Below are 24,532 nucleotides of genomic sequence, written 5' to 3'. Positions count from 1 at the left end.
GGACGGTAGCGCACCCCTTCCGGCAATGTCGAGACGAAACATGCGCTTACAAGCCGAGCGCCCTGAGGATCGCGACGCAGGCTACGCCGAGTGCCACGGAAACGAGCATCGGCAGGCGCAATGCCGCAAAAGCGGTCACTGCGCAGGCGATGGTTTCGGCAATGCCGGTAGCAAAGGCGGTTGGTGCGACCACCGCCATCAGCACGGCGGGTGGAATTGATTCGATCGCCTGGCGGCGGCTGCCTTCCAGCGAGACGTGCCGGACGAGCGCGAGCCCGCTCACCCGGGTGAACACGGTTGCGGCCGCCATGGCAAGGATGGCGAGAAGCGTGGCAAAATCGACCGTCACGGTGTGGCCTCCTCGGCTTTACGGCTGCCTGTCGCGACGGCGGCGAAAAGGCCCGCGACGGCGCCTGCGGCGATATACCAGACGCCCGGTACGAAATGCTGCGTGGCGACGGAGGCCGCGGCGCTCGCCAGCAACACGGCACCGGTTTCGGCCCCCTTCCAGAATCCCATGACCAGTACGATGAAGACTGCCGGAAAGGCGAAATCGAGCCCGAGCACGACCGGATCGCCCAGAAAGGCGCCGAGCGCGGTGCCGGCAACGCCGGAGACGACCCAGGCGAGATAGAAGGGTGCAACGAGGCCGGCGAACCAGGCGGGCGTCAGCCTCGCCATCTTGGCGCGGAATTCCGCCATGGCCCAGATCTCGTCGGCCAGAAACAGCATGGAGAGATATCGCGAGCGCGGGGAAAAGCCCGCCATTTTGGTGCCGAGCGACGCGCTCATCAGCACGTGGCGGATGTTGACCAACAGGGCCGCAAAACCGACGCCTACCCAGGAGGCCGGATGGGTCCAGATATCCATGGCCACGAATTGCGAACCGCCGGCGAACACGAGCGCACTCATCAGCCCGGTCTCCGCCGGCGTCAGCCCCTTGGTGGCCGCCACCGCACCGAAGACGAGGCCGATCGGGACAACCGCGGCGATGAGCGGCGAGATCGCGCGGACACCGCCGAGGAAATCCTGCAGTTTTATATTGTTGGTCACGTCGAAAAATACCTTCTCAAGCAGAAGCTATGCATCCATCCGGCTGCCGGCACCTCCTCCCATTGACGGGGAGGGACGGCACTGCAACCGCTGAAGTCTCCTTCCCCGCAAGCGGAAAGGTTAAGGCGAAGGGCAGCCATAAAGCGCCCCGCATCTGCCGTCTTGAACGAAAGTGATCACTATCGCGCCCGGTACTGTCCCGGCGTCAGTCCTGTACGGGCCTTGAAATGGCGGGTGAAATGCGCCTGGTCGGCGAAGCCGCATTCCAGCGCGATCTCGGCCGGCTGACCGCCCGTCCGCAACCTCCTGCGGGCTTCCCGTATGCGGATATCCGTCAGGAAGGAGTGCGGCGTTATGTGGAATTCCTTGCGGAAGGCGCGGATGAGATGAGCCCGGCTGAGTCCCGCGACGGCTGCAAGCTCCTCCAATCCGATATCGGAGGCAAAATTGTCGACCAGATAGTCGCGGGCCCGACGGACCGCCGTGCGCTCTGTCGTACCGGCCGGCACGACGATGGCGCTGCCGTGGCGGCGGAACATGGCATCCAGCACCTGGAACATGGCCTGGCCGGATTCCAGAGCCCCCGCCCCGGCTTCCAGCGTGCGGTGCGCCGCATGGAAGGCGTCCGCCAAGGCCTGGTCGCGAAGGATCTGCCGGCCGAAGGCAGGCGTACCCTGGAAAGGCTTTCCGGTCACGTCCTCCAGGATCTCGCGAAACAACGTGAGGTCCGGATAGATCATCCGGTAGCGGTAACCGCCGGCCATCGGCGCGCCGTCATGGGTCTCGCCCGGATTGATGAGATAGAGATCGCCCGGTCCGGACGCCTCGCGGGTGCCGCGAATGGTCGCCAGTTGGGCGCCTTCTTCGATCGCACCGATGCTGAACGTATCATGCGCATGCGGCGCGAATTCATGCGTCAGGAAGGTCGCCGACAGGCATTCCATGCCGCCGAAGCGGCTGTCGCGCCAGAAGCGCGTCGCTTCCGCCGGCGCCAGCGGCATGAAATCGGCGGCCTGTTCCTGGGAGATGTTCTGCATGGCCCGGATATAGCAGATATCCGGGCCGGACTCTTGAACAAAAGTGACGTGAGGCTGCCGCTGCGCTCAGGCGATCTTGCGTGCCGCAACCCGGCCCATCGGATGGAGCGAATGCACCTGGAAGGGAGCTCCCGGCTCCTCCTCCACGAAAAGCGCCAGATTGGCGACGTCCACCCGCTTCTTGAGATAGGGGTCGAAATAATCGCGGAGCGCCAGTTCGAAGCGCGGCATTTCGACGGTCGAGAGCGGTCCGGTCAGCGTCATATGAAAGCGGAACTCGTCCATCACGTAAGGATAGCCCCAGCGGTGAAGGTTTGCGAATTGCGGCGCCGAGAGGTCGCCAGGATCGTTGCGTTCCAGTTCGGCTTCGGTGAGCGGCGCACGGAACGTATCGAATTCCTGCACCACCGAAGCCGCGAGGAAATGCATCCTGTCGCAGGGGCGCACGGGAGCAAGCCCGAAGAAATTGCCGAGCCGGACGACTTCGAGCTTCGGCAGTTCGAACGGATCATGCGTGCCGGCAAACCGCATCAGGTGGCGCAGCAGCGTCGGCTCGGTGACATCCGGCGCAAGGCGGAACGGCGCCTTCAGCGTCGCGTGGAACCCATAACGGCGCGGCAGCGCCGTGTTGAAGGCGATGTCATGGAGCCCCATGCCGCGGATCGCAGGCGGCTCCATCGCTTCGCCCGAGAAGGCGTTGCGGCCGAGCCACTGGGCGGCGGCAAGCGTCAACGGATCATAGGCCGGAGGCGTGAAATGAATGGCATAACGCATGCGTCACCTTCTGGTCTTCCTTTCCCGCCCTGTATTTCACGTAGTGCTCAATAACCCCGCGGATGGGGTTAAGTGATTTGCGTGACAGAATAACGACGAGCAGGGCGAAAAGTTCGCGTTTAACGCGAGGCCGCAAGAAGGTGGCTCTCGAGCGTGAATGACGGCGGAAGCCGCATTTTCTCGGATTTTACGGCACGAAGCGCCGCGTCCGCCAACCTATGGGCGAGACCGAAGCTGACCTTGAAACCACCTGTGAGTGAAATCACGTTTGGGCGATCCGGATGCGGCCCGACCATCGGATCACGATCGATCGCCTTGGGCCTCAGTCCCGCCCAACGCTCGACGACAGGCGCCTGACCAAGCGCCGGAACGAGCGCCCGGGCCTGGGTTACGAGAGCATCAAGCTGGGAATCGGTCGAGAACCCATCCTCGAAGAAGTCCTCGCTGGTACTGCCGATCGCCACGTGGCCATCCTCGTGGGGTACGACATAGAGGCCGTTCAGGAAGATCACCGGCAGGTCCGGATCGATATCGGCCTTGAGGAACGCCGCCTGGCCCTTGACCGGCTGGCCGACCGGCCGCGGCAGCGGCGCCGAGATAGCTTCCAGGAGCGGGAAGGACCGGTACCCTGCCGCCACGATGCAATGGCCGAACCCGACGCCGGAGCCGTCCCGGAACCGGACCCTGCCGGTCTCGGGCTCGATCCGCTCCGCTTCGAGCCCCTCCGCCACCCGCACGTGCCTTGCCGTTTGCAGGAAGGCGGCAAGCGCGAAACCGAGCCCACGCGGCGAAACGCGCGCCGCAAGCGTATCATGCACCAGACCCGCCCCGGCGAAGGATGCCTCCGGCCAGCCGGTCTGCGGCGGACGATCGAGGACGTGCCAGTGGAAATGCCGGCCGCGCTGGTGCCAAAAGGTGCCGGCATCCTTGGAATGACGCAGCGCGATCGTCCTCAAATGCTGTTTCGGCAGCGGGATCAACCGGCCCGAGCGACGGTAGCCGCAGGCGATCCCGGTTGTGCTTTCGATCTCGGCGATCTCGTCTTCGAGCGACAGGAGGGCATCGAACTGGAACTGTTTCTTGTCGTTCCATTTGTCGGGCATGTGCGGCATCAACGCGCCGAGAAGCCCGCCGCTTGCTCCCTGCCCCAAGCGCCCCGCATCCGCGAGAAGCGTGTCGATGCCGAGTCGTTCCGCCTTGACGGCCGCCCACAAGCCCATGATGCCGCCGCCGAGAATGACGAGATCGGCCGAAGCAGGAAGATCGCCAGCCGCTTGAACATGCGATTGACCGCCGGCGCCGGCAGGATTATCCGCATATCCCATGAGTGATCCTGATCCCGAAATTGGTGCGCACGCCGATATGCTGGAGGCGGAAGGCCAGATGCCGGTTTCCCAGACCTTGGACTGGCATGAGGGCGATATGCCCTATTCGCGGGAGTTTGGCGATCATTTTTATTGCCGCACCGACGGACGCCTGGAATGCGGCCATACGTTTCTCGCCGGCAACGGCCTGCCTGCCCGCTGGTCGCAGTCGGTGCCGCCGGACGGCACGTTCCGGATCGGCGAGCTCGGCTTCGGCACCGGGCTGAACTTCTGCGAAACCTGGCGGCAATGGAAGCCGGCACGCCAATCCGGCACGCGGCTGCATTTCATGTCCTTCGAACTTTATCCGATGAAACACGACGAGATCGACCGGGCGCTCTGCCGCTGGCCGGAGATCGATGAGGAACGCAGGGTTCTCGTTGCCGCATGGCCGGACGAACCTGCCGGCCATCTGACGATCGACGTCGACGGCTGGACGCGGCTGACCGTCGTCTGCGGCCCGGCGCTGGAAGGCGTGACGGCGGCCGAGCCCGATTTCGACGCCTGGTTCCTCGATGGGTTTGCGCCGGCGCGCAATCCGGACATGTGGTCGCTGCAACTGATGCGGGCGCTTTACGAGAAGACTGTAACGGGCGGCACCTTCGGAACGTACGCGGCGGCCGGCTTCGTGCGCCGCAATCTCTCAGCCGCTGGCTTCACGGTGGAGCGCCGGCCGGGTTTTGCCGGCAAACGCGAAATGCTGTGCGGCATGAAGGGAACGCGGCCGTGACAAGGCCGTAGGCCAGAACGACGAGGTCTGTCTGCCGGCAAGGCCTACGTTACGTCATCTGCCGCAGCAGGATCCGGATCTGCGGAGAATCGGACATATCCTCATCTGGCCCGGGCTTCAGCCGGTTCCCGAATTTCGGGTCCAGCCGATACCACCCGATCAATGCCGACGCGACATCGGCTGCGGCCTGATCGGTCCGGTCGACGCCATTTTCCTCGCACCAGGCAACAAGAAATCTCTCCAGCAACTCCAGGTCGTCGGGCGCAAGCGGTGCTTGTGACGGGCTTTCGAGCTCTTGTGACATGCGTATCCTCAGTATGCCGGCAGCGAGCCCCTTGGGGACTGCCTCTGACATTGCCTTCAACGGAATAGCTGCCAAACCTTGCGCAGGACTTTCTAAGATAATCGGTCGCTTGCCATCCGGGCTGGACAGCACCGGATCGACCGGGACTTCGCCTCAGTTGGAAGCAGAGCTCACGACCGCCCCGCCGATCCAGTTGCGGATCTTGGTTTCCAGCGCTTCCGGGCTTATCGGCTTCGAAAGATAGTCGTCCATGCCCACCTGGAAGCACAGCTCCCGGTCGCTTTCGAGGGCATGGGCCGTGACGCCGATGATCGGCGTGTGGGTGCCCGTCTCTTTTTCGATCTCGCGGATCTTCTGGGTCGCCTGGTGGCCGTTCATCACGGGCATCGAGACGTCCATGATGATCACCGCCGGGTCGTGTGCCTGCCAGGCGTGCACCGCCTCGGCACCGTTCTTGACGATCTGGAACAGCCAGCCGGTGGTCTGCAGGATCTGGGTGAAGACGATCTGGTTGACCTCGTTGTCTTCGGCGACCAGCACGTCGAGCGTCGGCGCCGAACGCACCGGCGGGGTCGACACCAGTTGCTCGGCAACAGCCGGCGCGGACGGCGCAGGGCCGGATGCGGGTTCAGCCGCCGGTGCCGGCACTTGGACAGGTGGCGGAACCTGCGCGGCGGACGAAACGGCCGCTGTGGACTTCAGCTGCGTCAGAACCTGCTGGTTCTCCCGCGCGCGGCGTTTGGTACGGACCGAACGGACGACGTCGATGATCGTGCTGCGCAAAAGGTTGGCACGCGCCGGCTTCATCAGATGCGCGTGGATGTTGAGCGCTGCGAACATGCTGTCGTCGCTCGCCATGTCCATCGAGGTCAGGAAAATGATGCCGGTGCCGTCGAAACGCGGGTCGCGCCTCAGCTGTCTGGCGAAATCGAGCCCGTTCATCTCCGGCATGTGATAGTCGAGCACGATCGTATCGACCGTCACGTCGATCCGGGCGCATTCGTGCATGATCGCCAGCCCTTCGGCGCCGCTTTCGGCAGCGACACAGTCGAAGCCCCACATCGACAGCTGTTCGGTGAGGATGCGGCGGTTGACGGGGTTGTCGTCGACGACGAGGATGCGGGCGCCGCTGGTATTGATCGGCAGGGCGGCCTGCAGATTGCGTTCGCTGACCACCTGGAACGGCAGGTGCACGGTGAAGACGGAGCCTCGGCCAAGTTCGCTTGCCACCTCGATGTAGCCGCCGAAAAGTTCGGTGAGACCGGCGGTGATCGCAAGTCCAAGACCGGTGCCTTCGTGGCGGCGCGTCGAGGACGTGTCCACCTGCGAGAACTTCTCGAAGACCGAGCGCAGCTTCTCCTCGGGAATGCCGAGGCCGGTGTCCTCGATCCGGACCGTCAGCATCATCTCGCCCTCGCCGCGCGGCTCCGACATGAGATCGATGAAGACATGTCCCTTCTCGGTGAATTTCACCGCGTTGCCGACGAGGTTGGTGATGATCTGGCGGAAGCGCCCCGCATCGCCCATCACGGTCTCGCGGACGGAGGCGTCGCCGCGCACGATGAGCTCGATGTCCTTTTCGGCGGCAGAAGAAGAGAGCAGCGTCGCCACGTCCTCGATCGCCTCGACGGGATCGAACGGCGCCTTGCGGAGCTTCATCTGGCCGGCATCGATCTTGGAGAAATCCAGGATGTCGTTGATGATCGTCAGCAGCGCATTGCCCGACTTGACGATGATGTCGATGAAGGTCTTCTGGCGCGTATCGAGATTGGATTTCGCCAGCAGTTCCGCCATGCCGAGCACGCCGTTCATCGGCGTGCGGATCTCGTGGCTCATGTTGGCGAGGAATTCCGACTTCGCCCGGTCGGCCGCCTCCGCGCGCTGCAGGAGCCGCGTCAGCTCCTCCTCGCGGCTCTTCATTTCGGTGACGTCGGTGAAGACCGCCAGCCAGTGGTCGCTGCCGGTGAGGTTGGCCTCCACCTGAATCCATTTCTCGCCCCTGACCCGGAAGGAGGCTTGGACCGGTTTTCCGATCGCGACATTCTCTTCCCAGGCCTTCAGGGTGGCGGCAGCTTCCTCCGGTTCCCCGAGATCGCCGCGTTCGGTGCAGAAGCGGAAGATCTCGCGCCACAAACCGCCGGGCATGACCATGTCTGACGGCATGTCGAGCATGCTCGGCAGCGCATCGTTGGAGAAGATGATCTCGCCGTCGTGGAGGATCAGCAGACCCTGCGACATCGCGCTCGTCGCATCGCGCATCAGCGCACCATGCTTTTCGAGCGCCGCGCGCGCCTCGTGGATCTCCTGCTCGCGTTTACGGACAGCGGTGATGTCCATGTAGCTCAGCAGGATCTTGCCGCCCGAAAGCTGCGTGCCGGAAATGACGATGCTGCGACCGTTGCGGCTCTTCACCTCGATCGGCGGACGTTCCACGCCGTCCGTCAGGGCCGCGATGCGGTCCTGATAGATCTGGTCGAACGTCTGCGCGGAACCGGCATAGATGCCGTGATCGAAATTGACCTTCAGGAAATCCCGGTAGGAGCGTCCGGGCAAATCGAACTGTTCGCCGGCATCCCAGAAACCGTAGAAGGCCGGGTTGGCATATTCGAAGACGAATTCCGCATCGAGGATCGCCACCCCGACCGGGATTGCGTGCAGCATGGTCTGCAGGTCCTTGCCGAGCTTCTCGGCCTTGTTCTGCGCCTCCTTGATGAGGGAGACATCCATGCGCGAACCGACCATGTGATGGGCGCCGTCGTCAGTGGTGATCCGACGCAGGCGCGAAATGACCGGCACGATCGAACCGTCGGGAAAGATCACGTCCTCCGATTTGTCGATCGTCTCCCCATCCATGACGCGGTCGTTCTCGGCTCGAAAACGTTCGGCCGCCTCGGGAAACATCTCGGTTTCGGTCTTTCCGAGGAAGCGGTCGCGCGGACTGCCCAGCATGGCCTCGTAGGCGGCGTTCGCATAGGTAAGCCGATGATCGCTGTCGCGAACGAAAACCGGAACCGGCAGGTCTTCCAGCACCGCCCGGAACAGGGCCGTCTCCGCGACATGCGCGCGCAGATGCATTTCCTGTTCCTTGAATTCCGTCACGTCGTGGCGGATGGCGATCAGCAGGCCGTTCTCCAAGCGTTTGTTGATGCTCCGCATCCAGCGGCCATCCAGCATCTGCTTGATGCTCTCGGAATAAGGAAGCTTGAACGGCTTCATCCGCTCGGCGATCCAGGCCGCCTTCTCCGGGATCACGTCCCCGAAACTCTCCGGAAAGGCACGTCGCCGCCGGTCATAGGCATGGCCGAGGATTTCGGGAAGCGTGACGCCCGGCTTTATCTCGATGGAGATGGAATCGAAATGATTGATGAGCTGCGAGTTGCAGTAGATCAGCGCATCGTTCTTGTCGTAGATGCCGATGCCCATTTCGAGCATGTCGAGCGCATCGTCCAAAAGCACGTTCTGGAAGATCGACGCCCGGGACATAGACCCGACGTCGGGCCTGCCATCCTCGACCGGTCCGACGTCGGCAAGGCCGGCGACCGACGCGAACGAGCCGAAAAGATAGGTATGGTCGTCCTCGGTGAGAAACCGTTCGATGCGAATTTCGTGCCGGAGAGCACCGGAGCGGTCGAAACAATGCGCAGTCTCGTCCGTGCCGAAGACGATGACCCGGCATTCCTTTTCCTTGCGGTCGGCATCCTCCACCAGACCGGAGAGGCCGCGGCTGGTCTTGCCGATGAATTCGCTGGGGTGCATGCCGAAAAGGCGGGCATAGGCGGCGTTCACCGCCACATAGTTCAGGGCGCTGTCCTTGATGAAGGCGGGCTCGGCGAGATCGTTGATCCGCACGCACGCCCTTCTCAGCAGTTCGCTTTCCGTCTCCACCGTCCCCGCTCCCTCGCGTCGGCCAAACCGTTCGATTCGTTTTGCCCTCCAAGCAATCGATAAGACCATATCGGACGTTAACAACGTCTTGTTGCTCATAGGTCATTGTTTACAATTCTAACGATTTTACCCGGCTATCACACGGATCCGCACATCCCGCCCCGGCTGTTCCAAGAAAGGCGGAGAATGGTCGCAAATGGCGAGGGCGGACGCCTCGAAAGTCTGACAGATTGCCGGAAATGGCGCATATGGAACGATCATGAGCGAGATTACGACATCTTCCCCGATCGATGGCGAACCGGCAGGCAGCGAGCGGCATCGGCGTTCAGGCCGGCGTGGTGCAGACCGGCAGAGGAGCCGCCCATCCGGAGCCAAGTATGCAAAACTCGTCAACAACCTCGCCCGCACCGAGCTTCTCTCGCCCGAAGCGCTGGAGGACATCCACGAAGCCTCGCTGACCGTGCTCGAAGAGGTCGGCATGGACATCATCCTGCCCGAGGCGCGCGAACGGATGAAGGCGGCCGGCGCTGACGTGAGACCCGGCGAACAGCGGGTCCGGTTCGACCGCGGGCTGATCATGGAGATGATTGCCTCCGCCCCCTCCTCCTTCACCATGTTTGCCCGCAATCCGGTCCACAATGTCGAAATTGGTGGAAGGAACCTCGTCTTCGCGCAAGTTGCGAGCGCGCCCTTCGTGGCGGACCGCGAGGGCGGCCGGCGGGCCGGTAACCAGGAAGACTACCGCAAGCTCGTCAAGCTTGCCCAGCATTACGACGTGATCCACACGACCGGCGGTTATCCCGTCGAGCCGATGGACATCCACGCCTCGGTCCGGCATCTGGACTGCCTGTCGGACCTCGTGAAACTGACCGACAAGGTGTTTCACTGCTATTCGCTCGGCCGTGAGCGCAATCTCGACGCGCTGGAGATCGCCCGTATCGGTCGTGGCATTTCGATCGAGAGAATGGAGCGGGAACCGTCGCTCTTTACCGTCATCAACTCCTCCTCCCCGCTTCGCCTCGACGGACCGATGCTGCAGGGGATCATCGAAATGTCCTCGCGGGGACAGGTGGTGATCATGACGCCCTTCACACTCGCCGGCGCCATGGCCCCGGTGACGATCGCGGGCGCGCTGGTGCAGCAGAATGCCGAAGCGCTGTGCGGCATCGCCTTTACCCAGATGGTGAGGCGCGGTGCGCCGGTCATGTATGGCGGCTTCACCTCCAACGTCGACATGAAGACCGGGGCGCCCGCCTTCGGCACGCCGGAATATATGAAGGCGGTGATCTGCGGTGGCCAGCTTGCCCGCCGTTACGGCATCCCCTACCGGACGTCCAACACCAATGCCGCCAACACCCTCGATGCGCAGGCGGCCTATGAATCGATGATGTCGCTCTGGGCGCTGACCCAGGGCGGCGGCAATTTCGTGCTGCACGCGGCCGGCTGGACCGAGGGCGGGCTGACGGCCTCCTTCGAAAAATTCATCCTCGACGTCGACATGCTGCAGATGGTCGCCGAATTCCTGCGGCCGCTCGATGTGAGCCCTGGTGCGCTGGCGCTCGATGCGGTGCGCGACGTCGGCCCCGGCGGCCACTATTTCGGCACGGCCCACACGCTGGCACGGTACGAAAACGCCTTCTATTCGCCGATCCTTTCCGACTGGCGCAATTTCGAGACATGGATGGAGGCCGGCCGGCCGACCACCTACGACCACGCCAACCGCATCTACAAGGAAGCGCTTGCAGTATACGAGCGGCCGCCGCTCGACCCGGCAATCGAAGAAGAGCTCGACGCTTTCGTTTCAAGGCGCAAGGCCGAGGGCGGCGTGCCCACCGATTTCTGAAGGCCAGGATTCGCCGCATTGCCGACACGATTGGGGCACAATTCCCGCCGGAGATGGTTGCCGATCTGCAGATCGCAACTTCGGGAAGAAAGTAGCTGAACGGACGTTCAGACTACTCCCGGTTTACTTCCATGAAACCGCCGCCTTTTTCGAGCGTTATAACCTCGTACCCTAAAACGTCAGGGGAAAGGAAAAGAACATGTCTGTGATGAAGAAGACTATTACCGCTGGTCTTGCCGCTCTGTCGGTTGCGGGTGCCCTGACGGTGACCGCCCCGGCGGCCGAGGCACGCGACCGTCATCACGATGTCTGGCCGGGCGTTGCCGCAGGCCTCGCCGGCGGCATTATCGGCGGCGCGATCATCGCCGGTTCGCAGCGCCCTGTTTACGTCGAACCCGAATACGACTACGCGCCGCCCCCGCGCGTCTATTACCGGGCTCAGTATGCGCCGCGTTGCCACTATGAATGGGTGGAAAACGAGTACGGCGAAGCCTATCGCGCCCGGGTCTGCGCCCGTTACTGACGCCCTTTCCCAGGCGCCTTGTCCAAGCCCGCATCGGCCCCGGTCGATGCGGGCTTTTTTGATCTCAGCCGAAACATTCGGCCGCAACTGCCCCTCGGTCATTTCGCAGCCGCAAAACATTCACTTGACTTTTGCCCGAAAACACACCAAATGCCGCTCAGCTTTCACCTTCCGGCCGCCGCGTGAGTTGGCCCCGCGTCAGATTAGAACCGCGAAGAAGGAACAAGGCGCACAGATAGATCGCCCTCACCCAGAGGGTTTAAGCGCTGGAAAGTATTTCCAACTTGCAAGTTCCCACTTCACGCGGGGTTCTTGACGCCAGAGGCAGACCGGACGGCATGGTACCAGCCCGGCTATCTGCTTTTTGGCGCCCCGAAAGGTATTCGACTTGACGAATTTTGAATCGCTTGGCGTGTCCAGGCAGATTGTCGCCACGCTCTCAGGGCTTGGCATCGAAACTCCCACTCCCATCCAGGCGCAGGCGATCCCGCTCCTGCTCGAAGGCCGCGACCTGATCGGCCTCGCCCAGACCGGCACCGGCAAGACCGCCGCCTTCGGCCTGCCCCTTATCGAACGGCTGCTGGCCGAGGGCATCCGCCCCGACAACCGCACCACCCGTTCGCTGATCCTTGCGCCCACCCGCGAACTGGTCAACCAGATCGCCGCCAATCTCAAGAACTTCATCAAGGGTCGACCGCTCAAGATCAACCTCGTCGTCGGCGGCGTATCGATCAACAAGCAACAGTTGCAGCTCGAGAAGGGCACCGACATTCTCGTCGCCACCCCCGGGCGCCTGCTCGACCTCGTCAACCGCCGCGCCATTTCGCTGACAACGGTACGCTTCCTCGTACTCGACGAAGCCGACCAGATGCTCGATCTCGGCTTCGTGCACGACCTGCGCAAGATCGCCAAGATGGTGCCGAAGCGCCGCCAGACCATGCTGTTTTCAGCCACCATGCCGAAGGCGATCGCCGAGCTCGCCGCTGAATACCTCGCCGATCCGGTGAAGGTGGAAGTCACCCCGCCCGGCAAGGCTGCCGACAAAATCGAGCAGTATGTCCATTTCGTCGCCGGCAAGAACGACAAGACCGCGCTTCTCAAGGACACGCTGACCAAGCATCCGGATGGCCGTGCCATCGTCTTCCTGCGCACCAAGCACACCGCGGAAAAGCTCGCCAAGCATCTGGAGCAGGTGGAATTCAAGGTCGCCTCGATCCACGGCAACAAGAGCCAGGGCCAGCGCGAACGGGCCTTGAAGGCCTTCCGCGACGGCGACATCCGTGTGCTGGTGGCGACCGACGTCGCTGCCCGCGGCATCGACATCCCCGATGTCAGCCACGTCTTCAACTACGACCTGCCGGAAGTGCCGGACGCCTATGTTCACCGCATCGGCCGTACCGCACGCGCCGGCCGCGACGGCGTCGCGATCGCCTTCTGCGCGCCCGACGAAACGCTGCTGCTGCGCGACATCGAGAAGCTGATGGGCATCGAGATCGCCACGGCGTCCGGCGAACGCCCGGAAGCGCTGAACCGGCCGATTCGCGGCGGCAACAACAACCGCGGCGGCGCCAACCGCAATCGCGGCAACGGCCAGGCTCGTGGCAACGGCCGTAGCCAAGCGGGCAACCAGGGCGAACGCGCCGAGGGCGAAGGCCGTCCGCAGCGCCGCGAACGCCCGACCCGCAAGCCCTTCTTGGCGGCCGAGGGTGTTGACGGCGGTGCGCGCTCCGAGGAACACGACGAGCGCGCGAAGCGCCAGGAGTATCGCGGCGGCCGTCGCCAGGGCGACCGCCCGCAGCGCGACAACCGCCGCAACGAGGATTTTCGCAGCCAGCGCCGCACCGAGGAAGCACCCCAGGTCGACCGTGACAACGATCTCGACTTCGGATCGGATTTCCGCCCCAAGAAGCAGTTCGGATCGCAAGACAGCGCCAAACACGGCGAAAATCGCCCGAACCGTAGCGGCGTCAATCGTCACGCCCCAAACCAAACTCCAAACCGAGCCCCAAGCCACGTCCAAGGCCAGTCCGGCAAAGGTGGCCAGGGCGGCAACCGTGACCACGCCAGCCACGGCGCCCATGAGGCCGGCAGTCAGCGAAAGCAGCACCAGGGTGGCCCGAATGGCGGAAACAACCGCCCGGTCCAGGGTCAGGTTGAAAACCGCGGCCCGGTCAGGTTCGGCAACGACAACCGCAACGACCAGCGGGGCGGCGGTTACCAGGGTCGCAAGCGCAGCCGCGCCTGATCGATTTGAAATAAAAAGGAAGAGGCCGCTTTCCGGCGGCCTCTTTTTTTGTCAGCCCCCCTCACTTCACCGCCGCATTGCCGCCATCTGCAAAAAGCGCCGAGCCGGCGACGAAGCTTGCCATCGGGCCCGCCAGGAAAAGGGCTGCGCGGGCGATCTCCTGCGGGTCCGCGATGCGTTTCAGTGCATGCAGGCCGGCGGCCCATTCCTTCTGCGCCACATCGCCCGCAGCGGGCGTATCGGTGCCGCCGGGCAGCAGTGCGTTGGCACGAATGCCCCGGGCGCCGTAATCTGCGGTAATGCCCTTGACCAGTCCCATCAGCCCCGCTTTCGACGCCGCATAGGCACCCATGCCCGGAATACCAACGCTCGTTCCGACGAAGGTGGACGTGAAGATGATCGAACCGCCGCCGCGTTCCAGCATGACCGGTATCTGGGCGGCGGCACCGAGAAAGGCACTGGTCAGGTTGGTACCGACGGTCTGCTGCCATTCGAAGAGCGTTACGTCGGCCAGGGGCTTGTAAGGCCCGACGGCACCGGCATTGTTAAAGGCGATGTCCAGGCCGCCAAACCGGCTCAGCGCAATCTCGACCATCTGCCGATGGGTCGCCTCTTCCACGACATCACCCGCAACGACGGCGGCTTTTCCACCCTTGCCCCCGATCTCCGCGGCCAATGCATGAAGCGCCTTCTCTCCGCGTGCATTGAGGATGACGGCTGCGCCCTCCTCGGCAAACAGCAGAGCTGCGGCGCGGCCGATGCCGCTCGAAGCGCCGGTGACGATTGCGACTTTGTCTTTCAACATGGTTACCTCCTTCAGGGGTTGCCCAGGCTGGTTACGTCCCTGCGGCGCGCGCCGACACCCGTTTCATGACCCGAAACCTGCCGGAGCTTCACGCGCTCGGCTCGAGCCTTTCGGACCATGCGTGTCCCGGATGAAGCCGGTTAAGGCAATCCTTCAGCCAGGCCTGCTCCGGCGCTGTCAACTTTTCGACCACAGCGTCGAAGTCCAGTTCATCCTTTGGCCGCCGGTACTTCGCCTTGAACAGCAGAATCGCCGCCGGCCGCAGATAGGGAATTCCGTCCGCCGACAGCGCCACCATCTCCGTACGCGGCGCAGATATCCGCCAGTCGCGTTTGTAGACCCAGCTATCCGGCGTCCCGGGCTCGATCATCATGTCGACTCTCCAGCGCCGCGCGGCGACGTCCTCGCACCATATCTGAAAAATCTCTTCCGGCGGCGTCTCATTCGGCGGCAGATACCGGACGACGCCGTTACCGACCGTATGGAAGCGCATGTCTCCCAGGCGCTCGCGAAAAAGAGGGACATCGCCACGCAGCACAGTGAATTCGAGATCCTCGTGCTCACGGGTCTGATGGCCGTGCCACAGATCGAGCGCCCAGCCGCCAACCACGCACCACGGCTTTCCGATCCCATCCAGCCGTTCCGAAAGCATGCTCGGATGCCATGCGGACCAGGCGCCGTGATCGAGCGACGGATATGGTACCATGCCTTCCTCCGCCTATCCGCGCCACCTCAGCCGGCCGTCTCCGTTTGTGTCTTCCGGTTCACCATATAGACGCCGGCCACGACGATCACCGTACCGGCGATCATCGGCAACGTCAGCGGCTCGCTGAACAGGATCGCCGCCTCGATCGCCACGACCGGCGGCATGAGGTAGATCAGCGAGGCGGCGCGGGAGACCTGTCCGCGGCGGATGAGATAGAGAAGCAGCCCGACTGCCCCCATGGAAAGACCGAAGACCGACCAGCCCATCGCCAGTACCGCCTCATGCGTCCAGTCGAAGCGCAGGTCTTCGAGCAGCAGCGCCAGCGGAACCGTGACGATCAGCGCACCGACGAACTGCAGCGTGGCGATCGAGAAGAGGTCGCCCTCCTGCAGGTGACGCTTCTGGTAGAGCGTGCCGTAGGTGACCGACGTCATCGCGACGAGATTGATGATGACCGGGAACCCGAGCCCCACCAGCCCGCGCTCGAAGACGTCCAGAAGCTGTGGCGAAATCGCGATCAGTATGCCCGCAAAACCGAGCGCCAGGCCGAGCTTCTGGATCGGCTTCAGCCGCTCGCCGAGGAAGAGCGGCGCGACCACCGCGGTCAGCAGCGGCTGGAGGCCGGCGATGATGCCGGATAAACCTGCCGGCACGCCCTGCCCGATCGCATACCAAACGCCCGCAAGGTAAAGCCCGTGCAGGAAGACGCCCGAAAGGATTGCATGGCCGATCTGTGTGCTGCTTTTCGGCCATTTGGCGCGCGCGATCAGACAGACCGCCAGGAAGGCGACCGCCGCAAGCGTGTGGCGCCCCGCGAGAAAGGTCAGCGGATCGGCATGTTTGGCCGCATATTTCGCGACAATCCAGCCGGTGGACCAGAGAAGGACGAACAGGGCTGGAGCCAGACGATCGAGCATGATTTGGACTTCCGGCACGGGCCAACTTCAGGAACGCGCCTCAATATTCCCTGCCTCACCGCCCGTCAAAACAGAAAATCTGATCGTTGCGTTGAGCATACGTGATGCCCGCCTGATCAGGCTTTATGCAGTTGATGCTTTTCAAGGCAGACGCCTGCACCGTACCCTCCTAAAATAGAGAGCTTGCTGACGGACGGAACCGACACATCTACTTGGGAGGGAGGCCGCGGACCTGCGATTTTTGGCATCACGAAATCTGCGTGCGGAACTGTGCATGGTTCTTGCATTGCAATCTGCGTTGTACTCAAATGGCAGAAAAACAAGGGAACGCGCCATTGGCATTTGATGAAATGTTGACTGCGGAAAACCTTCCGCGACCGCCATACAAGACCTACCATGAATGGTATGCCAGTCAGGACGCCGCGCACCTGATCCGCAAGACCCAGGATGCGGAAAACATATTCAGAAAAACCGGCATCACCTTCGCGGTCTACGGCCACGCCGACAGTTCCGAAAAACTCATTCCCTTCGACATTATTCCCCGGATCATCTCCGCCCGCGAATGGCGCAAGCTCGCCCAGGGCATCGAACAGCGGGTTCTCGCTCTCAACGCCTTCCTCGACGACATCTATCACAAGCAGGAAATCATCAAGGCGGGCCGCATCCCGCGTGAACTGATCGAGAGGAACACCGCCTTTCTGCCCGAGATGATCGGTTTCAAGCCGCCGGGCGGCGTCTATACCCATATCGTCGGCACCGACATCGTGCGCACCGGCGAGGATCAGTTCTTCGTGCTGGAGGACAATGCGCGCACGCCTTCCGGGGTTTCCTACATGCTGGAAAACCGGGAAACCATGATGCAGATGTTCCCGGAACTCTTCACGCTGAACAAGGTCCAGCGCGTCGAGGATTATCCGCGGCTCCTGCGCCAGTCGCTCGCCTCGCTCGCTCCTCCAGGCTGCAAGGGCCGGCCGCGCGTCGCGGTCCTGACGCCGGGCATCTACAATTCGGCCTATTACGAACACTCCTTCCTCGCCGACCAGATGGGCGTCGAACTCGTGGAAGGCTCCGACCTCCGGGTCATCGACGGCCGCGTGAAGATGCGCACCACCCAGGGATACGAAGCGATCGACGTGCTCTACCGCCGCGTCGACGACGACTTCCTCGATCCGCTCACCTTCCGGCCGGATTCCGCCCTCGGCATTCCCGGCATCATGGACGTCTACCGGGCGGGCAACATCACCATCGCCAATGCGCCGGGCACCGGCATTTCCGATGACAAGGCGATCTATTCCTATATGCCGGAAATCGTCGAGTTCTATACTGGCCGCAAGGCGCTGCTCGAAAACGTACCGACATGGCGCTGTTCGGAGCCTTCCAGCCTCAAATACGTGCTGGAGCACATCGAGGAACTGGTCATCAAGGAAGTCCACGGTTCCGGCGGCTACGGCATGCTGGTCGGCCCGACGGCGACCAAGAAGGAACGGGCCGAATTTGCCGAAAAGCTCGCCGCCAAACCGAACAACTACATCGCCCAGCCGACGCTGGCGCTCTCCACGGTGCCAATCTTCGTCAACAAGGGGATCGCCCCGCGGCATGTGGACCTGCGCCCCTATGTGCTGGTCTCCGACAAAGTGAAGATCATTCCGGGCGGGCTCACCCGCGTGGCGCTGAAACAGGGCTCGCTGGTGGTCAATTCCAGCCAGGGCGGCGGCACCAAGGATACCTGGGTTCTGGAAGATTGAGGTCGTAAATGCTTGGAAGAACTGCAAACGGCCTCTACTGGATGTTCCGCTACATCGAGAGGGCCGAGAATATCGCCCGCCTTGTCGACGCCGGTCTGCGCGTCTCGCTCACCCGCGCCGGCTCCTCCGACGAGGACTGGAACGGCGTTCTGGAAAGCGCCGGCGTCCGCGAAGCCTATTCGGAAGTGCATCCCGAACTGACGGCGGCGGATGCGATCGACTATCTGCTGCGCGACCAGGCCAACCCGTCGAGCGTCATGTCCTGCATCGAATGGGGCCGCAACAACGCCCGCATGGTGCGCACCGCCTTGACCCGCGAAACCTGGGAAGCGACCAACGAGGCCTGGATCGACCTGAAGGCGCGGCTTGCGCGAAAACTGAAGCCGGCCGATCTGCCGGAACTGATCGACGTCATCAAGCACCGCTGTGGGCTTATCCGCGGCGCCTTCCACGGCTCGATGCTCAGAAACGACCTCTACAACTTCTCCCGCATCGGCACCTTCATCGAGCGGGCGGACAATACGAGCCGCATTCTCGACGTGAAATATTACGTCCTGCTGCCGGCCGTCAGCCAGATCGGATCGGCGCTCGACAATTTCCAATGGGAATCGATCCTGCGTTCGGTCTCCGCCCAGCGCTCCTACGGCTGGGTGTATGACGGCGACTACCAGTCCGCCAACATCGCCGATTTCCTGATTCTGAAGGTGCAGATGCCGCGCTCGCTCGCCTATTGCTATGAGAAGATCGTCAGCAATCTCGACTATCTTGCCGAGACCTACGGCGAGCGGATCAAGGCGCACGAGACGGCAGCGGCGATCCGTTCCTCGCTGAAGCGAGGTTCGATCGCCGACATCATGGAATCCGGCCTGCACGAGTTCCTGGAAGATTTCGTCAGCCGCAACAACCAGCTCAGCGCCGAGATTTCCGAAGGCTACCGCTTCTACCAATAGAGCAGGATTACCGCCCATGCGGCTGAAGATTTCCCATACGACCGAATATCTTTACGACGAGCCGGTGCCCTATTCGCTGCAGCGCCTGAGGCTGACCCCCGTCGATGGACCGGGCCAGAAAGTTTTGAACTGGGCGGTGACCGTCGACGGCGCCAAGGTGGAAGCCGGTTATGCGGATCAGTTCGGCAACCGCGTCGAGCTGGTATCGGTCGAAGGCGCCGAGCATATGATCCGCATCACTGCTTCGGGCGAGGTCGAAACGCAGGACCGCACCGGTGTCTTCGGACCGCACCAGGGTTTTTGCCCGCTCTGGCTCTTCTTGCGCGAAACGCCCCGCACCAAGCCCGGCAAGCTGGTGCGCGAACTGGCGAGGGGCGTCAAGGGTGACAGCGAACTCGCCCAGATGCATGCGCTGATGGAGGCGGTCCACGAAGCCGTCGCCTATACGCCCGGCACGACCAGCACGGAAACGACGGCCGAGGAAGCATTGGAAGCTAGGACAGGCGTCTGCCAGGACCACGCGCATGTCTTCATCTCCGCCGCGCGGCTGATGGATATCCCGGCGCGTTACATCTCCGGCTATCTGCTGATGGAAGGCACGACGGATCAGGTCGCGACCCATGCCTGGGCGGAAGTGCATCTCCCCGGCCTCGGCTGGGTCGGTTTCGACGCGGCCAACAAGATCTGCCCGGACGACCGCTACGTGCGCATCGCGTCGGGACTCTGCTACCGCGACTGCGCCCCCGTCTCCGGCATGCGCATCGGCCCAAGCGGCGAAAACGTCGGCGAAAACCTCAAGGTTTCCCTGACGGTTTCGGCGGGACAGACGCAGAGTCAGGGCCAGAACGGTCAAAGCCAGAGCCAATCCTGAAGCCCGCAAGCCCGGCACCACGTCCGCATGATCAATTCACCCGTCATAGCGAGGTGAGGCATGCTGTTTGGACAATCGGTCTTCCAGTCGGTTCTGACCCGGCTGAAACGGGAACGCGAAGAGGACGAGGCGGAAGAGACGGGCGTGGATTTCCGCGTCAGAGGGCTCGGCACCGGGTTCGTCGCCGCCTCGGATGACGGTCCCTCGACCGTCGGGACCGGAACCGAAGCCTATTTCGCCTTCCTGCCCGAACTGCTGGAAATCGAGCGGGAACCGCTTCAGAAAACCCGCAATGACGAGCCGCTGCCGATCGTTCAGATCCCTCCTCACCTCACCCGCCTGACCCAGCAGGAAATCGCCGAGGAACTGGCGATCACCGACAGCGATACGGAAGCGATGCTCGGCGAAAAGCGCCGGCGCTTTGCGAGAGCCAACCATCCGGACGGCGTTCCGGAAGCATTCCGCGAGAATGCCAATATTCGCATGAAGACCGCCAATCTCTTGATCGACACAGCGATCAAAGGCCGTTTCTGGCGGTAGGCATCCTATTCCTGCTCGTCGTCCGCCGGCCTATCCACAGGCGGCTTGCGCTTTTCGATGAACAGCTTGTAGGTGGCATAGATGCCGAGCGCACCGACAATGACCGCCCAGAAAGGTTCACCAGCGACGAGTTCGAAGATCGCCCAGGCGGCACAGACGACCGGAATCAGCAACCGCCGCCACAGCGGACGATAAAACGGGTGGTCCGGATCGATCATTGCCTTACTCCCAGCCTGTCATCCCTGGCGCTTTATCCGCACCGTCTCATTCTCCGGCGGCCTGCAGGTGCGGCCTCGATAGGATGATATCCTGATCCACGATCGAAAATGCAAGGTTGAGATGGCCTTCGAAGACCAGCGAAGGCTCGTCCGGTACGATGGTGAGTTCCGGCATGCCGCCGAGCCGCACCACCTGCGTCTGCGCCAGCCCCTCCTCTATGCCCGATTGCAAGAGATCCTGATGCCGCGTGCCGGGCCCGGTGATGAAGACGGGCATGTGCCCGTGCAGGCTCAGGAGCCGCGACAGGCCGTTGCCGAGCGCCACTCCAGCCTGACGGAAGGCGAGCTGCGCCATGCGGTTGCCCTGCCGCGCCCGGGTGGCGATCTTGTCGATCTCCGCAAGCGGCACGAATTTGGCGGGGATCGTATCCATTGGCACTTCGAAAGCGGTGCGCAGGATGGCGTAGAAACCCGCATAGGCCTCGACGCAGCCCTTGGCGCCGCAACGACAAAGCCCGCCGTTCGGGATGTGCAGCATGTGTCCGAAATTCGGCGCCAGGATTTCCGGCGTGCCAGCCGACCCCCGGCGCCCGATGCCGAGCCCGATGCTATGGCCGAGTGACAGCGCCGCCAGCACCGGCTCGCCGCCGGCCGGCTTCCTGGCCTCGCGCTCGATCAGCGCGCTGGCGACCAGCAGCGTCTCGTTGTTCAGGATGACCCTCGCCGACCATCCTTCGTGCAGCGCCTTGGTAAAATCAACCGGCTGCGAGCCGAAGACCGGCGACCAGATGAGCACCGGCTCCGACGGATGCGCCAACCCTTTGCTGCTGACCGAAACGAGCAGCACGCTGCCCGGATCGATGCGCGAACGGCTGACGGCGCGCTCCAGGGCTGCGGAGATCGAGGCGATGAAAGTTGCCGTACTGCCCTCCCCGCGCGGCTCGGTAAAACGGTCGAGAAGCGTGCCGGCATAGTCGACCAGCGAATATTGGATCGAATCGGAAGAGATGATGACGGTGATGAGATAACCGCAGCCGCGCCGCTGGCTGAACAGAACGCGCGGCCGCCCGCGGCCGGTCGCCGCCTGCTGCTCGCTCTTTTCGATGATGCGCGCCCGTTCCAGCTCGGCGGTGATGGCCGAAATAGTGGCGGAGGCAAGGCCCGTCGCATCGGAAATCTCCGTATGCGCCATGCGCCCATAGCGGCGCAGCGCAGAAAGCACCAGGGCGCTGTTCTGCTGGCGAACCAGTTCCGTGCTCGATTTCGCCAGCATCTTGGCTGCCGCGCCTCCTCGTCTGCACCGTCGTACGGCACGGCCTCGTCCTCCACAAGTGCCGATTGACAGCCTTCTGAATCTCTGACATCTAATTTCTCGACTGTCGAGAAAAAGCTTTCGTGCTTTTCTCGGGCAGGAAATCCGGCGGGGGGAGAGCACGGAGGCTTCTGGCCCATTCGCCGTCACTCGGGAGGACATTATGAAGTCGTTCGTAAAGCTGATGGCCGGCGCGGCCATCTTTGTTTCCATGCATACTGCATCCATGGCGGCAGATCTCGTCGTCGGCGTTTCCTGGTCGAACTTCCAGGAAGAGCGCTGGAAGACCGATGAAGCGGCCATCAAGAAGGCTCTCGGAGCTGCCGGTGCCAAGTACATTTCGGCTGATGCCCAGTCGTCGGCCGCAAAGCAACTGACCGACGTCGAGTCGCTGATCTCGCAGGGCGCCAACGCTCTGATCATCCTCGCCCAGGATTCGAGCGCCATCGGCCCCGCTGTTGAAAAGGCCGCCGCCGAAGGCATTCCGGTCGTCGGTTACGACCGCCTGATCGAAAACCCGGCCGCTTTCTACATCACCTTCGACAACAAGGAAGTCGGCCGCCTGCAGGCGCAGGGCGTCTTCAAGGTGAAGCCGGAAGGCAATTACGTGTTCATCAAGGGTTCCTCCTCCGATCCGAACGCGGACTTCCTGTTCGCCGGCCAGATGGAAGTGCTCAAGGCCGCCGTCGACGCGGGCAAGATCAAGAATGTCGGCGAAGCCTATACGGACGGCTGGAAGCCTGAGAACGCCCAAAAGAACATGGAACAGTTCCTGACCAAGAACAACAACAAGGTCGATGCGGTTGTGGCTTCCAACGACGGCACCGCCGGCGGCGCGATTGCAGCGCTCGACGCGCAGGGACTTGCCGGTTCCGTTCCGGTTTCCGGCCAGGACGCCGACAAGGCGGCGCTGAACCGCGTTGCGCTCGGCACCCAGACCGTCTCCGTCTGGAAGGACAGCCGCGAGCTCGGCAAGAATGCTGCCGAAATCGCGCTGGCTCTCGCCGGCGGCAAGAAGATGACCGAGATCAAGGGCGTCCAGGTGTTCGAAGGCGGGCCGAAGAAGGCCAAGATGCAGTCGGTCTTCCTGAAGCCGCAGGCCATCACCAAGGACAACCTGAACCTCGTCATCGAGGCAGGCTGGATCAGCAAGGCCGAAGCTTGCCAAGGCGTCAAGGCCGGCTCCGTGGCTGCCTGCAAGTAAGGTTTCGTCCACGGGCGAATTGTCCCGACGCCGCCGCTTTCCTGCCGCGGCGTCGGTTTTTGGCGTAGAATGACGTTGCCGCCAGGACACGAGCGGCAAGCGTCAAGGAGCACTCCAGGCTACAGTCCTGGAACATGTGCTTCGAGAAACGGTGGGGAACGGCAGATCATGGCCGACACGGTACAGACCACGACCAACTCCAAGACATCGGGAGGAACGGGACAGGCGGACGGCAATCCGATTGCCCACTTCTTCCGCGCGACCGAAATCGATACGCGCATGCTCGGCATGGTGGGCGCGCTGCTGATCATCTGGGTCGGCTTTCACATCCTGACCGGCGGGCTTTTCCTGACGCCGCGCAACCTCTGGAACCTGTCGGTGCAGACGGCATCGGTCGCGGTCATGGCGACCGGCATGGTGCTCGTCATCGTCACCCGCAACATCGACCTTTCGGTCGGCTCGATCCTCGGCTTCACCGGCATGATCATGGGCGTGATGCAGGCGCGTTTCCTGCCGGAGATCTTCGGCTTCAATCATCCGGCGATCTGGGTCATCGCCCTTGCCTGCGGGCTCGTCGTTGGCGGCTTGATCGGCACGCTGCACGGCCTGATCATCGCTTTCCTCGGCGTCCCCTCCTTCATCGTCACGCTCGGCGGCCTGCTCATCTGGCGCGGTGCCACCTGGTTCGTGACGAGCGGCCAGACCGTCGCGCCGATGGACGCCAATTTCCGCCTGATGGGCGGCGGTACCGAAGGCTCGATCGGTGCGACCTGGAGCTGGGTCGTGGGCGTCCTCGCCTGCCTCGCGATCATCGCGGCGATCATCAACGCGCGCCGCCAGCGCAAGCGTTTCCATTTCCCGCGCCGCCCGATCTGGGCCGAATATGTGCTCGTCGCGCTCGGCTGCGCCATCGTGCTCGGCGCCGTCTCGATCGCCAATGATTATTACTGGCCGGTCAACATCGCCCGCCGCTATGCGGAGGCGAACAACATTCCCTGGCCGGAAGGCGGGCTGTTCATCTCGCAAGGCATCGCGATCCCGGTCCTGATGGCGATCGCCGTCGGCATCGTCATGACCTTCATCGCCACCCGGCTTCGTTTCGGTCGTTATGTCTTCGCGATCGGTGGCAATCCGGAAGCGGCCGAACTCGCCGGCATCAAGACCCGCTGGGTGACGGTGAAAATCTTCGGGTTGATGGGCATTCTCTGCGCCATCGCCGCGGCAATTTCCACCGCCCGCCTCAATGCCGCGACCAATGCCCAGGGCGAACTCGACGAACTTTATACGATCGCCGCAGCTGTGATCGGCGGCACCTCGCTTGCCGGCGGCATGGGGTCGATCGCCGGCGCCATGCTTGGCGCGCTTGTCATGCAGTCGCTGCAATCCGGTATGGTGCTGCTTGGCATCGACACGCCGTTCCAGCGCATCGTGGTCGGGGCCGTGCTGGTCATGGCCGTCTGGCTCGACACCGTCTACCGCTCTCGCGCCAAATAACCGGCCAAGTAA

The 24,532-nt window shown here is 63.0% G+C and carries 22 protein-coding genes; 10 read left to right on the top strand and 12 right to left on the bottom strand.

The annotated features are described in order from the left end of the window. Positions 1-46: 46 nt before the first annotated feature. From DMO26_RS17920 to DMO26_RS17900, 5 genes are all read right to left on the bottom strand, one after another. Positions 47-349 (bottom strand): AzlD family protein, encoded by a 303-nt coding sequence (locus tag DMO26_RS17920; RefSeq protein WP_117193519.1) that lies wholly within the window; start codon positions 347-349, stop codon positions 47-49. After that, complete coding sequence (locus DMO26_RS17915) at positions 346-1,053, bottom strand: AzlC family ABC transporter permease (protein ID WP_117193518.1); 708 nt, start codon at positions 1,051-1,053, stop codon at positions 346-348. Before DMO26_RS17915 ends, DMO26_RS17920 begins: the two co-directional genes overlap by 4 nt. 179 nt (positions 1,054-1,232) lie before the next feature. Then, complete coding sequence (locus DMO26_RS17910) at positions 1,233-2,090, bottom strand: AraC family transcriptional regulator (RefSeq protein ID WP_117193517.1); 858 nt, start codon at positions 2,088-2,090, stop codon at positions 1,233-1,235. A gap of 66 nt (positions 2,091-2,156) precedes the next feature. Next, entirely contained in the window at positions 2,157-2,864 is a 708-nt protein-coding gene (locus DMO26_RS17905; protein ID WP_117193516.1) for a DUF1045 domain-containing protein, read from the bottom strand. 119 nt (positions 2,865-2,983) lie between these two features. Continuing rightward, on the bottom strand, positions 2,984-4,189 hold the full coding sequence (locus DMO26_RS17900; RefSeq protein WP_117193515.1) for an NAD(P)/FAD-dependent oxidoreductase: 1,206 nt from the start codon (positions 4,187-4,189) through the stop codon (positions 2,984-2,986). A 37-nt stretch (positions 4,190-4,226) separates the two neighbouring features. Between DMO26_RS17900 and mnmD the strand changes: the two genes are divergently transcribed. Continuing rightward, positions 4,227-4,958: a tRNA (5-methylaminomethyl-2-thiouridine)(34)-methyltransferase MnmD gene (gene mnmD / locus DMO26_RS17895; protein WP_226951350.1), complete on the top strand. Its 732-nt coding sequence runs from the start codon at positions 4,227-4,229 to the stop codon at positions 4,956-4,958. A 49-nt stretch (positions 4,959-5,007) separates the two neighbouring features. Here the strand turns inward: mnmD and DMO26_RS17890 are convergent, their stop codons facing one another. Together DMO26_RS17890 and DMO26_RS17885 are read right to left on the bottom strand one after the other, a co-directional pair. Further along, positions 5,008-5,394 (bottom strand): hypothetical protein, encoded by a 387-nt coding sequence (locus tag DMO26_RS17890; RefSeq protein WP_162894955.1) that lies wholly within the window; start codon positions 5,392-5,394, stop codon positions 5,008-5,010. 21 nt (positions 5,395-5,415) lie between these two features. Then, on the bottom strand, positions 5,416-9,147 hold the full coding sequence (locus DMO26_RS17885; protein ID WP_117193513.1) for a response regulator: 3,732 nt from the start codon (positions 9,145-9,147) through the stop codon (positions 5,416-5,418). 259 nt (positions 9,148-9,406) lie between these two features. Between DMO26_RS17885 and DMO26_RS17880 the strand changes: the two genes are divergently transcribed. The 3 genes from DMO26_RS17880 to DMO26_RS17870 all read left to right on the top strand — a co-directional run bounded on the left by DMO26_RS17880 (position 9,407) and on the right by DMO26_RS17870 (position 13,758). Then, positions 9,407-10,990, top strand: coding sequence for a trimethylamine methyltransferase family protein (locus DMO26_RS17880; RefSeq protein WP_117193512.1), 1,584 nt, complete (start codon positions 9,407-9,409; stop codon positions 10,988-10,990). 199 nt (positions 10,991-11,189) lie between these two features. Beyond that, a complete protein-coding gene (locus DMO26_RS17875) occupies positions 11,190-11,513 on the top strand; it encodes a hypothetical protein (protein ID WP_117193511.1) in 324 nt (107 codons plus the stop codon). A gap of 388 nt (positions 11,514-11,901) precedes the next feature. Continuing rightward, the gene (locus DMO26_RS17870) at positions 11,902-13,758 is read left to right on the top strand and encodes a DEAD/DEAH box helicase (protein WP_117193510.1); all 1,857 of its coding nucleotides are present in this window, start codon (positions 11,902-11,904) and stop codon (positions 13,756-13,758) included. Between the two features lie 61 nt (positions 13,759-13,819). On the opposite strand, the gene DMO26_RS17865 is transcribed toward DMO26_RS17870, so the two are convergent. The 3 genes from DMO26_RS17865 to DMO26_RS17855 all read right to left on the bottom strand — a co-directional run bounded on the left by DMO26_RS17865 (position 13,820) and on the right by DMO26_RS17855 (position 16,189). Continuing rightward, positions 13,820-14,563, bottom strand: a complete 744-nt coding sequence (locus DMO26_RS17865) for an SDR family oxidoreductase (RefSeq protein ID WP_117193509.1) — start codon at positions 14,561-14,563, stop codon at positions 13,820-13,822. 88 nt (positions 14,564-14,651) lie between these two features. Further along, a complete protein-coding gene (locus DMO26_RS17860; protein WP_226951337.1) occupies positions 14,652-15,215 on the bottom strand; it encodes a nucleotidyltransferase domain-containing protein in 564 nt (187 codons plus the stop codon). Positions 15,216-15,295: 80 nt separating this feature from the next. Beyond that, a complete protein-coding gene (locus DMO26_RS17855) occupies positions 15,296-16,189 on the bottom strand; it encodes a DMT family transporter (protein WP_117193748.1) in 894 nt (297 codons plus the stop codon). Between the two features lie 332 nt (positions 16,190-16,521). Here DMO26_RS17855 and DMO26_RS17850 point away from each other — a divergent pair, with 332 nt between their 5' ends. Genes DMO26_RS17850 through DMO26_RS17835 form a run of 4 tightly spaced genes read left to right on the top strand, consistent with a single transcriptional unit; the run spans position 16,522 to position 20,292 of the window. After that, on the top strand, positions 16,522-17,931 hold the full coding sequence (locus tag DMO26_RS17850) for a circularly permuted type 2 ATP-grasp protein (RefSeq protein WP_117193507.1): 1,410 nt from the start codon (positions 16,522-16,524) through the stop codon (positions 17,929-17,931). Between the two features lie 8 nt (positions 17,932-17,939). Then, on the top strand, positions 17,940-18,881 hold the full coding sequence (locus tag DMO26_RS17845; protein WP_117193506.1) for an alpha-E domain-containing protein: 942 nt from the start codon (positions 17,940-17,942) through the stop codon (positions 18,879-18,881). 16 nt (positions 18,882-18,897) lie between these two features. Then, positions 18,898-19,752 carry a transglutaminase family protein gene (locus tag DMO26_RS17840; RefSeq protein WP_117193505.1) on the top strand — a complete coding sequence of 285 codons (855 nt, stop codon included), beginning with the start codon at positions 18,898-18,900 and terminating at the stop codon, positions 19,750-19,752. Positions 19,753-19,812: 60 nt separating this feature from the next. Then, complete coding sequence (locus tag DMO26_RS17835) at positions 19,813-20,292, top strand: hypothetical protein (RefSeq protein ID WP_117193504.1); 480 nt, start codon at positions 19,813-19,815, stop codon at positions 20,290-20,292. Positions 20,293-20,297: 5 nt separating this feature from the next. Here the strand turns inward: DMO26_RS17835 and DMO26_RS17830 are convergent, their stop codons facing one another. After that, on the bottom strand, positions 20,298-20,510 hold the full coding sequence (locus DMO26_RS17830) for a DUF3329 domain-containing protein (RefSeq protein WP_117193503.1): 213 nt from the start codon (positions 20,508-20,510) through the stop codon (positions 20,298-20,300). A gap of 46 nt (positions 20,511-20,556) precedes the next feature. Further along, a complete protein-coding gene (locus DMO26_RS17825; protein WP_117193502.1) occupies positions 20,557-21,783 on the bottom strand; it encodes an ROK family transcriptional regulator in 1,227 nt (408 codons plus the stop codon). Positions 21,784-21,985: 202 nt separating this feature from the next. Here DMO26_RS17825 and xylF point away from each other — a divergent pair, with 202 nt between their 5' ends. Together xylF and DMO26_RS17815 are read left to right on the top strand one after the other, a co-directional pair. Next, positions 21,986-23,026 carry a D-xylose ABC transporter substrate-binding protein gene (xylF, locus tag DMO26_RS17820; RefSeq protein ID WP_117193501.1) on the top strand — a complete coding sequence of 347 codons (1,041 nt, stop codon included), beginning with the start codon at positions 21,986-21,988 and terminating at the stop codon, positions 23,024-23,026. 168 nt (positions 23,027-23,194) lie between these two features. After that, on the top strand, positions 23,195-24,520 hold the full coding sequence (locus DMO26_RS17815; protein WP_117193500.1) for a sugar ABC transporter permease: 1,326 nt from the start codon (positions 23,195-23,197) through the stop codon (positions 24,518-24,520). Positions 24,521-24,532: the final 12 nt, after the last annotated feature.

Source organism: Rhizobium terrae (assembly GCF_003425685.1).
Taxonomy (GTDB): Bacteria; Pseudomonadota; Alphaproteobacteria; order Rhizobiales; family Rhizobiaceae; genus Neorhizobium; species Neorhizobium terrae.
Note: the sequence above shows the minus strand (reverse complement) of the source record. Positions and strands in the feature narration are given on the sequence as shown.